Annotated in this window: 7 protein-coding genes; 2 read left to right on the forward strand and 5 right to left on the reverse strand. The window is 68.8% G+C overall.

From position 1 onward, the window contains the following. Positions 1-82: 82 nt before the first annotated feature. The gene (locus tag GGR46_RS15455) at positions 83-5,839 is read right to left on the reverse strand and encodes an alpha-2-macroglobulin family protein (RefSeq protein ID WP_183998941.1); all 5,757 of its coding nucleotides are present in this window, start codon (positions 5,837-5,839) and stop codon (positions 83-85) included. Positions 5,840-6,002: 163 nt separating this feature from the next. Here GGR46_RS15455 and GGR46_RS15460 point away from each other — a divergent pair, with 163 nt between their 5' ends. Together GGR46_RS15460 and GGR46_RS15465 are read left to right on the forward strand one after the other, a co-directional pair. Beyond that, positions 6,003-7,388, forward strand: coding sequence for a glycosyl transferase family protein (locus tag GGR46_RS15460; RefSeq protein ID WP_343058193.1), 1,386 nt, complete (start codon positions 6,003-6,005; stop codon positions 7,386-7,388). Between the two features lie 32 nt (positions 7,389-7,420). Beyond that, the gene (locus GGR46_RS15465; protein WP_246426180.1) at positions 7,421-8,386 is read left to right on the forward strand and encodes a hypothetical protein; all 966 of its coding nucleotides are present in this window, start codon (positions 7,421-7,423) and stop codon (positions 8,384-8,386) included. Positions 8,387-8,389: 3 nt separating this feature from the next. Here GGR46_RS15465 and GGR46_RS15470 read toward each other — a convergent pair whose 3' ends face one another. The 4 genes from GGR46_RS15470 to GGR46_RS15485 all read right to left on the reverse strand — a co-directional run bounded on the left by GGR46_RS15470 (position 8,390) and on the right by GGR46_RS15485 (position 13,487). Next, positions 8,390-10,057, reverse strand: a complete 1,668-nt coding sequence (locus tag GGR46_RS15470) for an ATP-binding protein (protein WP_183998942.1) — start codon at positions 10,055-10,057, stop codon at positions 8,390-8,392. Between the two features lie 70 nt (positions 10,058-10,127). Then, complete coding sequence (locus GGR46_RS15475) at positions 10,128-10,850, reverse strand: TIGR02186 family protein (protein WP_184000047.1); 723 nt, start codon at positions 10,848-10,850, stop codon at positions 10,128-10,130. A 35-nt stretch (positions 10,851-10,885) separates the two neighbouring features. Further along, on the reverse strand, positions 10,886-11,800 hold the full coding sequence (locus tag GGR46_RS15480) for a sulfite exporter TauE/SafE family protein (RefSeq protein ID WP_183998943.1): 915 nt from the start codon (positions 11,798-11,800) through the stop codon (positions 10,886-10,888). A 313-nt stretch (positions 11,801-12,113) separates the two neighbouring features. Further along, a complete protein-coding gene (locus GGR46_RS15485; RefSeq protein ID WP_246426181.1) occupies positions 12,114-13,487 on the reverse strand; it encodes a M23 family metallopeptidase in 1,374 nt (457 codons plus the stop codon). Between the last annotated feature and the right edge of the window lie 153 nt (positions 13,488-13,640).

Consider the following 13,640-nt stretch of genomic DNA (forward strand, 5'->3'; position numbering starts at 1 on the left):
TGCAGCGCCTCGGGGGCATCGTCGATGCGCTTCGTCCAGCGGCGGGCGAAGGCGAGGAGGTGGTCGAGTGCCTCCTTCGCCGTCACCGCTGCGCCACGGACAGCACGGCATTGGGCAGCTGCGCGCGGATCTCGGGCGCATACATCGCCTCGATCCGGGTCGCGGGCAGGTTGAACTTGCCCGCCGCGTCGAGCCGCATCACGTACGACACGGTGAAGCTGCCGCGCGGCACCCAGCCATAGAAGGCGCGCCAGCTGTCATTGCCGCGCTCGATATAGCTGGGCGAGACGCCTTCGCTGGTGCCGGCGTCCTTGGCGAGCATCTCCGACTGGCCGCCGAGATTGCCGACGATCGTCGCGCCCGCGGGCACCGGATCGTTGATCACCACCCAGTTGCGCTCGGCCGAAGCCTCGACGCTGATCGTCACCTTGACCACGTCGCCGCGCGTCCAGCGGCCGGCGACCGCCTGCTTCACGGCCTCGACCTTCTTGGTCGCCTTGTACCCGGCCATCAGCGGCTGGGTGAGCGGCACCGCCGCCTTCACCCGGACGAACGCCCAGGGACCGGCCGCACTCGACTGGTTCAGCACCAGCGGCGTGGCCTGGGCGGGCAGCGGGAAGCTGAAGCTGCGCTGCGGCTCAGCGAGCGGCCAGTTCAGGCTCAGCGGGCTCGCACTGCCGAAGCTGGCAGTGGTCACGCCCGCGATCGCCTCGGCCGGGTAGAGCCCCATGAAGCGCCGCGCGAGGATCGTGCCCCAGGCATTGGCAGTCGTGGTGTCCCAATGCCCCCGCTGCTGGCGGGCGGCGATGCCCACCATCAGCTTGGCCGAGTCATTCTCCCAGCCGGGGCGGCCGAGCGTGGCGAGCAGCACCTTGATCGCCGCTTCGTCGTCCGACGACATCAGCCACCAGGCCATGTGCCCCTTGTCCGAGATGTCGACGCGGGTGCCCTCATAGACCAGGCGCGTGCGCAGCACCTTCTCGGCATCGATGCGGAGCTGCTGGCCATTGGCCAGGCCCTGCACCTTGCCGAGCGCCATGGCATAGTCGGAAAGCGTGCTGGTCGGCATCTCGGCCGGCGCCATGCCGATCTGGCCGAGCATCGCCGAAGTCGCCGCGCCCTGGCGCGCCAGCGCGGTGAAGGCAGCGACACGCTGCAGGCGGACATCGCCATAGTCCTCGTGACGCAGACGCCCGTCGAGTACGGCCTTCATCGCCTCGAGCATCTTGCCCTTGGGGCCTTCCGGCAGCGGCAGGCCCGCCTCACCACTGGCCGACAGGATATAGGCGGTCAGCGCCTCGGAGCCCGGCCAGTCGCCCGGCCAGTAGCGCAGCAGGCCGTCACCGTCCTGATAGGCCGGGATGTCGCTGGCGATCAGGTTCCACATCCCCGTATCGCCCAGCGCGATCGCGCGCGACGTGCGCTGCTCGAGGCAGTTGTACGGATAGGCGGACATGTACTCGCGCACGCCCGAAAGCGGCGGGGCGAGGCTGTCGGTCAGGCTCACCTCGACCGCGCCGAAGCCGGGCAGCGCACCCGCCGGCGGCGCGATCGGGAATTGCGTGCCCGTGCCGACCCGGCCGAGCGTCGCCGCCCAGGTCTCGACCGGCACGGCCGGCGCCACGACCTGCGCCACCGTGACCTTGTCGGCCGACTTGCCGTCCGCCGACTTGGCGGTGACCGTCCAGCTGAGCTTGCCGTCGCGCGGCGGCGCGGTGAGGTTCCACACCACCGGCGCGGCGCCGCCCGCCGGGATCTCGACAGTCAGCGGCTTGCCGGTCGCATAGGCCGGGTTGAGCGCCACCGTGGCGGTGACCTTCATCGGCTTGCTCGATCCGTTGCGCAGCGTGAACATCGCGCCGAACTGGTCGCCGGTGCGCACCAGCTGCGGCACGCCCGCATAGATGGTGAGGTCCTGCGACGAGCGGATGCTCGCGCTGCCCGTGCCGAACAGCTGCGGGCCCGAAGTGGCGATCGCGACGAGCTTGAACGACGTCAGCGCGTCGTTGAGCGGCACCTGCACCTTCGCATGCCCATTGGCATCAAGCGCGACCTTGCCCTTCCACAGCAGCACCGGCTGGAAATTCTCGCGGTTGAGCCCGGAGAGATCGCCGCCACCGCCGCCGCCGGCCTCGACGGCCTTCTTGCCATAGTGGCGCTTGCCGACCACTTGGGTCTGCGCGGTCGAGGTGAGCACCGAGATCGGGCGATCGCCCATCATCGCGGTCAGCACGTCCCAGCTCTCGTTCGGCGAGAGCTGGAGCAGCGCCTCGTCCACCGCGACAAAGGCGACGTCGGCGCTGGCGGCCGGCTTGCCGTCGGGCGTCTTCACCGTGACGTCGACCTGCGCATTGTCGCGCGCGGCATAGCTCGGCTTGTCGGCCTTCACCGCAACGTCGAGCTTATGGCCTTCCCAGCCGACCTTCACCTTGGCGATGCCCAGGCGATAGGCGGGCTTGGCGAGATCGACCGTCGCGGTCGGCTCGCCGCCGTCCTTCGACCAGGGACCGCCCCAGTCGCGCGCGATGTTCGAGCGCCAGTTCTGCCAGCCGGTCACGCGACCGCGCACCGCCATGACCGAGACGAACACGTCCGGCGCATAATCGCCCGGCATCGGCACTTCGATCACCGGGTCCTTGCCGGTCAGCCCGACGACGAAGCTGGAGAGCACGCCTTCGCGCTCGACGGTGACCAGCGCGGTCGCGTCGCGGAAGGGCATGCGGACCTGGAACTTCGCAGTTTCGCCCGCCTTGTACTCGAGCTTCTCGGGGATGACGTCCATGCGGTCGCCATTGTCGCCGCCGAACCACCAGTCGTCATCGCCGACCAGCCAGACCGACTTGGTCGCCCGCGCGACATTGCCATTGGCGTCCTTGGTGGTCGCCACCGCATAGACCTCGCCCGAGACACCGGGGTCGAGCGCGCAGCTCGCCAGGCCCTGGGCGTCGGTGGTCGCCGAGCAGGTGGCGCTCAGCCGCGTGGTCTTCATCTGGTTGTCGTACGCGTAGAAGCCGCCGATCAGCCGGCGCCGCGCGGTGAGGATCTCGCGGCTGTACAGCTCGACCGAGATCGCCTGGTTGGCGATCGGCTTGCCATTGGTGTCGAGCGCGACGAAGCGCAGGCGCAGATCGTCCTGCTTCATCAGCCAGCCATCGGTCTTCACGCCGAGCTGGACGCCCGATGTGAAGATCGGGATGCGCCGCGACGAGGTCAGGATCTGGCCATTGGCGTCCTGATAATCCATCTCGACCAGCATCGTGGTGTTCTGCTCGAGCGTCTGCGGCACCTCGGCATTGATCCGGCTGGTGCCATCCGCGCCGAGCGTGGCCGGCAACGTCTGGGTCGGCGGCAGCTTGACCTCTTCGTCCTCGCCCTCGCCGTTCATCGGCTTGGTGCCTTCGATCATCGCCCGGCCGCCGAAGCTGTAGCCGTCATAGTCTTCGGGGGTCTTGAAGTCGGCGAAATAGCCGATCCGCGTCTCGACGGGCAGGCTGGCGGCACCGCCACCCGAGAGATAGCCGACGAACAGGTCGAGCGGCAGCGTGGAGGGGCGCACCGCGGCGTCCTTGGGCCCGGCGACCGATGCCTTCATCGTCGGCAGCTTGTACTCGTCGACCTTGAACGACTGGCCGGTCCAGATCGTCTTCTCCTTGCCCTCGCCGTCCTTGGTGAGGACGGTGAGGTCGTAATCGCCCATCTTGGCGCCCTGCGGCGCGGTCCACTCGGTCTCGCCCACGCCGTTCTGGTCGATGGCAAGCGGCAGGTCGTACTGGGTGTCCGAGCCGCGGTGGCTGAGCCGCAGCGTGCCGCTGAACGCCGGCGAGGCGCTGAAGCCGGTCGCGATCGGCGTGCGCACGATGTGCTTCATGTGCACCGTCTCGCCCTGGCGGACGAGCGAACGGTCGAACACGGTGTGGAACTTCTCCTCCGGCGCCGACCAGCCATAGTTGAGGTCGAAGTCGAACGGGCGGATGCCCTCGCCCCATTGGGTGAGGGTGAAGCTGAAATCGTCGGCCTTGCGTGCCGAGATCATCAGCGGGCTCGAGTCGTTCTCGCAGCTCGTATAGGTCTCCGGCGCGGGCAGGCCGGCGGGGACGCCGAGGCGGCCCGAGGCATCGGTCTTGCCCTTGGCGAGCAGCTGGCCGGTGCAGCTGTCGGTGATGCGCACCTCGGCCTCGCCAACGCCCTGGCCGCTGTCGAGCGCGGTGACCCAGACCAGTGACTGGTCGCGGCCCCATTTGAAATGGACGCTCATGTTGGTGACGAGCGCGCCGGTGGCGACATAGCGCGGCGCCTTGCGCCCGAGCAGCGCCTCGCCCAGCCGCGGGCTGGCCAGCTCGACGATGTAGAAGCCCGGTTTGCCGAGCGGGATGCCGACGACCTCGAACTCCTTGCCCTTGCCGGGCAGGCCGATCTTGAGCGGCTTGCCGGTGGCGGGCGTGAGCAGCGGCTTGGCGCCGGTCTGGTTGATCCTCACGGTTTCTTCGCCGCGCTTCACTTCGTCGGACTTGTCCTCGGCCGCGTCGGCGAGCGCGCGGAACCACTTGGCGATCTCGCCATCGCCGCCCTCGACCTTCAGGCTCTGGCCCGACACCGCCATCTGCATGCCCTGCAGGTCGGGCTCGACATTGCGGACGGTGACCGGGAGGACGCCGCCTTCCCTAGCTTCCAGAATGCCGAAATTGCCGGCGAACTTCACCAGCGGCGGCGGCGCGTCGAACTTCACGTCGAGCGGGAAGCGCTCGGCATTGGCGAGCTTGCGGCCGCTCTCGTCGGTGATGTTGGCGGGGAAGACGACCTTGGCGGTGGTCTCGGCCGGCAGCGGCGCCTTGAACTTCAGGTCGGCGACGGTCGCCTTGTTCTTGTCGTCGTCCCCGAAGATCGGCTTCAGCTCCTTGCCGTCGGCCGCCTTGATGCGGACGGCTTCCGCCTGCGCCTTGGGGATCGGGGCGGAGAAGCGCACCCAGGCGTCCTGCACCGGGCTGCAGCCCGCGGTCGGGTTGACGCGCGAGCATTCGAAGCGGGCGCTGAATTCCTTGCGGACGGTGAAATCGAAGCGTTGATCGGTGCCGGCGGCGCGTCCCGAGGCGCTTTTGATATCCTTCCCCCAAACCAACGCCATGTCCCGGCCCGGCGGCAGCGGGCGGCGGCACTTCACCGCCACCACGCTGGCGAGCGACTTGGCGCGATCCTCGGCCTTTTCCGGCAGCGCCTGGGGCAGTCCTGCCTCGCTCAGGAAGCTCTGGACCTGCCAGCGATCGGTGCCGAGATCGGCGAGCAGCTTGGGCGCGACATCGGCAGGCAGCACGTCGACCGGGATCTTCTCGCCCAGGCCATCGACCGCGCAATAGGCATTGGCACCGACCGAGGCGGGATCGGGCGCGAGGTTAGCCGCCACGACGAAGACCTGGTCTTCCTCGATCTCGCTGCCATAGCGATTGGGCAGCACCGCGCGGGCGATCGGGCCGCCCGAATCGACGGTGAATTCCTTCTGGCCCTGCAGGTCGTAGCCCGACAGGCTCTTGATCCCGTCGCGCAGGGTGAACTTGCAGGTGACCCCGCCGGGGAGCGGGCTGGCGAATTCGTGGACATAGGTCTGCTGGTCGACCCAGCGGCCCTGGCCGCCGGTGGGGCAATCGACCTTGAAGGGGGATTCGGCACGCGGGTCGCCCAGCGGCACCATCGGCACGTTGAAGCGGGCAGTGAAGCGCTCGATCGCGCCGTCCCCGACGCCGGGCGTCGCCATCTCCACCTGCGGGCTGTTGTCGCCGAACGCAGTGACGGCGCCGATCGGCGCCAGGACCAGCGCCAAAACGCCTAGACGGGCAACAAGCTTCATGGTGGCAACCTCCCCTCGGGCAGCGGCGGCACGATAGCCGGGCCCTGTTGCGAGTCCAGCGACGAATCAACCGCGTCCGTTTCGGAGCCAAAATGCACTGCGCCGCTTGATCGTTCCGTCAGCGGCACGGCTTAATTCCGCTTCCGAATCGGAGGGGCTCGCGGTGCCGACTGGGGAGGCGCTGATCACTGTCATGGATGTCGTGGCGCGCGAGATGACCCTGTTCGCGGCGCTGTGGTTCGTCGTCGGCGGGATCGACGACCTGCTCGTCGACCTGATCTACGCGTCGCGGCGGCTGCGCGGTCGCGAGGCGCTCCCGCCCACGCTCGACGAGGCGGTTCCGGCCGGCCGGATCGCGGTCTTCGTGCCCGCCTGGGACGAGGCCGCGGTGATCGGCGAGATGCTACGCTCGGCGCTCGAACGCTTCGATCACCCGGACTACCGGATCTATGTCGGCGCCTATCCCAATGATCCGGCGACCATCACGGCGGTGGCCGAAGTCGCCCTCATGGACGCACGCGTCCGACTGGTGATCGGTCCGCGCCCGGGCGGAACGACCAAGGCGGACTGCCTCAACACCTTGTGGCGCGCGCTGCTGCGCGACGAGGCGGCGGAAGGCTTCACCGCCAGCGCGGTGGCGCTGCACGATGCCGAAGACCTGGTCCATCCGCTCGAGCTGCGCGTCTATGCCCGGGAGCTGCTCACGCATCCGGCGGTGCAGCTGCCGGTGCTGCCGCTCGCCCATGCGCATTCGCGCTTCTTCGCCGGGCATTATTTGGATGAGTTCGCAGAGAGCCATGGTCGATCGCTGGTCGTCCGTCAGGCGATCGGCGCAGGGCTGCCGTTCGCCGGGGTCGGCTGCGCGATCCGACGAGACGTGCTGGGGCGGCTCGCCGACTTGCGCGACGGTGCGCCGTTCGACGCGACCAGCCTGACCGAAGACTACGAACTGGGCTTCGCGATCGCGGCGCTCGGCGCGCCGGCCCGATTGGTCCGGATCGCGGAGGCGCCGGGCGGCCCGCTGGTGGCGGTGCGCGCCTATTTCCCCGACACGATCGAGGCGGCAGTACGGCAGAAGGCGCGCTGGATGACCGGCATCGCGCTCGCCGGCTGGGACCGGACGGGCTGGGGCGGCTGGCGGCAGATCGGCGACAACTGGATGCGGATGCGTGACCGCCGCGCGACGCTGGAGATCCCGGTGCTCGCCCTCGCCTATCTGTCGATCGTCGCCTGGGGAATTTCGTTCGGCGCCCATCTGCTCGCGGGCAGCGTGCCACCCGACCAGTCGCCGCTGATGCAGGCATTGCTCCTGGCGAATTTCGCGCTGCTGACCTGGCGCCTAGCCGTCCGCGCCGCCTTCGTCACCCGCGCCTATGGCTGGCGCGAAGGCCTGTGGTCGGTACCGCGCATCTTCTCGAGCAACGCCGTCGCGCTGCTCGCCGCACGGCGCGCGCTCGGCCTCTATGTCCGCATGCTCGCCGGCGCCCCGCCCCGCTGGGACAAGACCGCGCACCGTTTCCCCGATCTCAAACCGGCAGAAGGCGGATGATCGGACGCGGGCGGCCACTACGCTTCCTGGCGATGGTCGCTGTCACCTGGACGGGCGCGCGCGTGGCGATGCTCTGGCCGCAGACCGGTTCGCTGCCCGCCGCGATCCAGGCCGCCCTGCCCCTCGCCGGGACGGAACCCCTGCCCCAGACCCCGCACGTCCGGCAGCCCGTGGCCGGGAAACATTCGCTCCAAAGGACATCCGCGCCGCTGCCGCCCCGCTATCGCCTCCCGCTCGGCGACGACGATCCCCGCGTGCAGCTCGCACTGATGGCGCTCGCCCAATATGGCGAAGCCGAGCCCCTGCAGCCGTCCTTCGCCGTGACACCGGCGCGGACATCGCTGCCGCCCATGGCGATGCCCGCCCCCGAACGGCTCGATCCGCTGCCCGATCGCTGGTCGCTGAGCCTGTGGATGGTCGCGCGGGGCAATGGCAGCCCGGTGGCGGCACCCGGCGGACAGATCGGCGGCGGCCAGGCCGGGGCGAGAGTCGCCTGGCTGGTCGCACCGCGCCAGCGGATCGCCGCCTATGGCCGCGTCACCGCCCCGCTATCCGGCAAGGGCCGGGAGGCGGCACTGGGCCTGGAATGGCAGCCGACCCGTGCACCGGTCCGGCTGGTCGCCGAACGCCGTTTCGGGCTCGACGGCAATCCCGGCGGCACCGGGATCGGCGCCATCGCGGGAATCGACCGGGACTGGCGCGGCTTCCGCCTGGAGGCCTATGGCCAGGCCGGAGCGGTACTGCGGCGACGCGCCGAACCCTATGCCGATGGCGCGGCTCGCGGCATGCGGATGATGGGAGCGAGCGGACCCCTACGTCTCGGCCTGGGCGCGGGCGCCTGGGGTGCCGTGCAACGCGACGCGCAAAGGCTCGATGTCGGTCCCTCGGCGACGCTGGCAGTGCGCAACCTTCGCCTGGCGCTGGACTGGCGGCAGCGCGTCGCCGGCGAGGCAAGGCCCGGCTCGGGCCTCGCGCTCACCCTCGGTGCCGATTTCTAGAGCCTACTTGCCCTGCGCGCGCCAGCGGCGGATCGTGCGCTCGAGGATCTGCTCCTCGCCGCCGGTATCGCGCCACAGCTCGGAGAAGAGCGGATCGTCCGAAGCCGGCCGCTTGTTGTCCTCGAGATTGTCGAACAACAGGCGGATCGGCGTGGCGACACCCTCGCCCACCGCGATGCACTCGCGGTTCCGAAGCGCCGGGATCGAATCGAGGAAGCCGCGCGCACCTTCGGGCATTGCCGCCTTCACGAAAGCCTGGTCGCGCTCGTTGTTGAGGCGCATCGACAGGATCGTGCCGCACTGGGAGAGCACGCCTTCGGCCAGATCCGACGGGCGCTGCGTGATCAGGCCCAGCGAGACGCCGTACTTGCGGCCTTCCTTGGCGATCCGGCTGAGGATCCGGCCGACCGACGAGCCATCGGCATTGCGCTCGTTGGGGACGTAGCGGTGGGCCTCCTCGCAGACGAGTAGGATCGGCCGCTTGTTCTCCCCGCGCGACCAGATCGCGAAGTCGAACACCATGCGGCTGAGCACCGCAACCACCACGGAGGTGATCTCGCTCGGCACGCCCGACACGTCGATGATCGAGATCGGCTTGCCGTCGCCCGGCAGGCGGAAGACGCGCGACAGGAAGCTCGCCATCGTGTCCGCCACCAGCATGCCCGAGAACATGAAGGCGTAGCGCGGATCGCCCTTGATCTCGTCGATCTTGGCACGGATGCGCAGATAGGGCGCCGTGTCGGTCGACTTGTCCATCTTGCCCATTTCGAGCTGCAGGATCTGGGTCAGGTCCGACAGGAGATAGGGGATCGGCGCATCGACGGTGAGCTTGCCGATCTCGGCGGCCAGCCGGTTCTTCTGCTTCGCCGCGAGCACGCACTTGGCGAGGATGTCCGCATCCACCTGCCGGTCCGAGCCCTCGGTGGTGAGGAACACTTCGCAATGTTCCTCGAAGTTCATCAGCCAATAGGGCATCTGCAGGTTGGTGACGTCGTACAGCGCGCCGGTGGTCTTGAATGCGCTGCCATATTCGCCGTGCGGATCGATCATCACGACATGGCCCTGCGGCGCGAGCTCGCAGATACGGTGGAGGATCAGCGCCGCCGCGGTCGACTTACCGGTACCGGTCGAGCCGAGCAGCGCGAAATGCTTGCCGAGCATCGAATCGACATAGAGCGCCGCGCGGATGTCCTTGGTCGGATAGACATTGCCAATCTCGATATGCGCCCGGTCCTCGGCCGCGTAGATCTGCTTCAGGTCCGCGGTCGAGACCGGGAACACCGGGGCGCCCGGCGTCGGATAGCGCGTCACGCCGCGGCGGAACTTGTAGAGCTTGCCGGTCAGCCGCTCCTCATCGCCCTCGCCCAGGAAGTCGATGTACGCGGCGATATGGTCGCCCTGAAGTTTGAGCGAGCGGACGTTCGCGATCAGCCAGGTCGCGCCGACGCGCACCTTCACCTGGCTGCCGACCTGGCCGGCATTGGCGACGGTGGGGTCGCCATGGCTGGCGAGCGCGTTCAGCGCCTCCGGATCGATCAGCACCTGGCTCGAGGAACCGGCGATCTCCAGCACCGCGCCGATCGGCTCGATCGGCGCGCGCGAGGGCAGGCCCTCATTCACAGAAACCGACGCCGCGCCTTCAAACCCGCGCGCGCCAAATTGGCCGTCCATTCGGCTGCTCCCCATTGACGCACGCAATCTGCGCCAGCGGAGGTAAATATTGGATGAGTCCCGACCGCCCCTAGAAGCGCTTCCAGATCGCGCCGGCGCCCCAACCGAAGAGAATCGAGAGGGCAACGGCAACGATACCGTAGAGTACCGAATAGTGTTCTGCCGAATGCGCGACGAAGCGCTCGAAGCCTGATTTGCGGATCTCGATCCCGCGTACGGCGGCGGCGAGCACCCGGCCGTCGCGAATCAGGAAGGTCTCGGCGGTGAACTTGCCGATCGGCACGCGCGCCGGAATCGCCAGCCGGGCGCGATACAGCACGCCATCGGTGATCTCCACCGCACCGGGCGCCTGGTAATAGAGGCCGGTGCTGGCACGCAGATCCTCGAGCCCCTTGTCGAAGCGGGCCTGCACTTCGGGCGTGGCGCCCGAGGCTGGCGAAAGCTGCAGACTATCGACGCCGAGCTCGTAGATCGCGCGCGTACGTTCGTCGACGATCCGGTCGATCGGGCGCGACGAGGCGATCGCGTAGAAGCTGGGCGCCGAGCGATAGCGCATCCGCTGGGCGTTGACCCAGATGCCGGCGACCTTCTCCTTCTCGCGCACCTGCACCGATTGGGTCGGCCCCTTCACCACCACGACGATGTCGGCGGGCTTCTCGTCCTGCCCGGGCGCACGGCCGCCGGGATAGAGGATCGCGCCGAACAGCAGCAGCTCGGCACCGGTGAAGGAATAGGCGATCTCGATGTCGCGCTGCGAGACATCGGGGACCAGCACCGGCTTGGCCTGCCCCATCAGCAGGGGGGCCAGGAGGAGCAGCGCGAACCGTTTCACAACAGCTCCACCGAATAGATCTCGTCCGGCTGCCAGGCGAGGCCGAGCAGCATGCGCACCGCGACGAGCAGCACGATCACCGCGAGGATGAAGCGCAGATATTCGGGCTTCACCGCCAGCGCGAAACGCGCGCCCATCTGCGCGCCGACCACCGATCCGAGCAGCAGCAGCGCGGCAAGGACGATGTCGACCGCCTTGGTCGTCGTGGCGTGGACCATCGTCGCCGCCGCGGTGACGAACAGGATCTGGAACAGCGAGGTGCCGACCACGACCTGGGTGCCCATGCCGAGCAGATAGAGCATCGCCGGCACCAGGATGAACCCGCCGCCGACGCCGAGCAGCACGGTCAGGATGCCGGTGAAGAAGCCGAGCAGCAGTGGCGCGAGCGGCGAGATGTAGAGGCCCGAGGAATAGAAGCGCCACCGCAGGGGGAGCATCGCGACCAGCGGATGATGCCGCCGCTTGCGCGGGCGCGGCGGGCGGGCACCGCGCGTCACCCGGATCGCCTGGACCGATTCGTGCAGCATCAGCCCGCCGATCGATCCGAGCATCAGCACATAGAGCACGCCGATCACCACATCGATCTGGCCGCTCTTCTGGAGCAGGGTGAACAGGCCCGCCCCGGCAATGCTGCCGATCACGCCGCCTACCACCAGCACCGCCCCCATGTGCAGATCGACTCCGCCCCGGCGGAAATGCGCGAGCACGCCCGAGACGCTGGCACCGGTCACCTGGCTGGCGGCGGATGCGGCGGCAACGGTCGGCGGGATGCCGTAGAAGATCAGCAACGGCGTGGTGAGGAAGCCCCCGCCCACCCCGAACATGCCCGAGAGCAGCCCGACGCCAAAGCCCAGCGCCACGATGACGAGCGCGTTGACCGACAGGTTGGCGATCGGGAGGTAGAGGTCCATTGCATCGCAGCGATACCGCGTTTGCGGTGCAGTGCAAAAGGGCGGCGTCGATTTCAGCCCGTGCCGGAGGCCCGAAGGCCGATCGCCCCGGCGAACCAGCGCCGATTCGCGCCCGCCCCGATGCGCGGAAGTTTACGAAGTTTATGGCACGGGGCCCCTGTTCTCCCCTCCCCCGCAAGGGATCGCGGCGGACGCAATCGGTGCGGAAGAGGACAGGAGCTCGCATCCACCAGTATGGAGCAGGCGAAATCCTACATTGCAAGTTCGGGCATAGCGGGTTCCACGGATCGCATGCGTCGAACGCGGATGCGCCTCAGTCCTCGGCGTCCTTCACCGCGCCATGGCCGACGGGCACCGAGAGCAGCCGGTTGAGCTGCGCCTTGAACTCGCCGAGATCGCCGCCGGTGAGCTGCTGGGTCGAGGTGAACGACACCGAGCGCGGGTTCACCGCCATGCCGTTGCGGTACAGCTCATAGTGGAGGTGCGGGCCGGTCGAAAGGCCGGTATTGCCCACCGCGCCGATCCGCTGGCCGCGACGCACCGTCTCGCCATTGCGGACGAAGATACGGCTGAGATGGCCATAGCCGGTGCCATAGCCATTGCCGTGCGTGACCTTGATGAAGTTGCCATAGCCGCTGCTGCGGCCGGCGAACTGGACGACGCCGTCGCTGGCAGCGAACACCGGCGAGCCCCAAGGCGCAGCGATATCGACGCCCTTGTGCATGCGGGTATAGCCGAGGATCGGGTGGCGGCGCATGCCGAAGCCCGAGGAAAAGCGGCCATTGGCCGGCATCGCCATCGCGCCGGTCGAGTTGCCCTTGCCGGCACCATCGAACCAGGTGGTCTTGCCGCCTTGCTCGAACGGCGCGAGCTGCACCTTGCTCGCGCAGCCGCTGACGCCGGCGTACATCAGGCTGCCGAGCTGCACTTCGCCGGTCTCGGCGCGCGCCTGGCCGACGATGATGTCGAACCTGCAGTCCGACCCCAGCCGCGAGACGGGCGTGCGGGTGGCGAGCGTGCGGATATAGCTCTCGACCGCCTTGGCCGGAGCGCCGGCGGCGCGGGCGGAGCGATAGAGCGAGGAGCCGATCGTGCCCTGGATGCGCAGCGGCGTCCGGTCGATCGCGATCGGGATCTGCTTGAGATCGAGCGCGCCGCCATTGCGGGCGACTTCGAGCTTGAGGTCGAAGCGCGCGCGCATCTCGAGCTTCTCGAGCGGGCGCGGCTGCGATTTGTCGACGCGGCGGCCGAGCGTGTAGTCGAGCAGGGTACCGGGCTGGAGGTCGCCGCTCGCCACTGCCTTGGTGACCAGCTGCTCGACCATGTTCGCGTCGGTCTTGCCCACACCCGAGCGCAGCAGCGAACCGAGCAGCGAGCCGGTATATTTGGTCGAGCCTTCGAGGATCGGGCGCTCCGGCGTGTCGCTCAGCGGCGCGACGAGATTGGTCGCGGCCAGGCGCGCACCGGTGCCCGAACCCATGCCGATCGGCTTGATCGCCTGGGCCTGGGTCGCGTCGAACTCGGCACCGGAAACCGGCGCGGGGACGGTGCCGTAGATCGGGTTCTCGAAGCCGGGCGCGAGGAGCAGGGTAGCGGTGATCAGCCCGACACAGGTCGCGGCGCCGCGATACCAGGTCAGCGTGCCGATGCGCGAGCCGAGATCGGGGGCGAATTCGAAGTCGGCCAAGCGCTCGCTCAACCGGGCGGAGAAGCCACGCGCAGGGGCCGCGGCGCGTGCCGATGCGGCTCCGCCCGTCAGGCCCTCTCCATGGTCACTCCGCAAATACAAGGCGCAACGCCCCCCAAAAGGTCGTCGATGTCGTGCCGTAAACCCCCGGCT

The sequence above is a fragment of the Sphingomonas kyeonggiensis genome (assembly GCF_014196745.1).
In the GTDB taxonomy this organism is placed as follows: Bacteria; Pseudomonadota; Alphaproteobacteria; order Sphingomonadales; family Sphingomonadaceae; genus Sphingomonas; species Sphingomonas kyeonggiensis.

Excerpts from the sequence above, each read along its gene's own strand:
- GGR46_RS15480 (WP_183998943.1), bottom strand. The coding sequence starts at position 11,800 with ATGGACCTCTACCTCCCGATCGCCAACCTGTCGGTCAACGCGCTCGTC.
- GGR46_RS15475 (WP_184000047.1), bottom strand. The coding sequence starts at position 10,850 with ATGGGGCAGGCCAAGCCGGTGCTGGTCCCCGATGTCTCGCAGCGCGAC.
- GGR46_RS15470 (WP_183998942.1), bottom strand. The coding sequence starts at position 10,057 with ATGGACGGCCAATTTGGCGCGCGCGGGTTTGAAGGCGCGGCGTCGGTT.
- GGR46_RS15465 (WP_246426180.1), top strand. The coding sequence starts at position 7,421 with ATGGTCGCTGTCACCTGGACGGGCGCGCGCGTGGCGATGCTCTGGCCG.
- GGR46_RS15455 (WP_183998941.1), bottom strand. The coding sequence starts at position 5,839 with ATGAAGCTTGTTGCCCGTCTAGGCGTTTTGGCGCTGGTCCTGGCGCCG.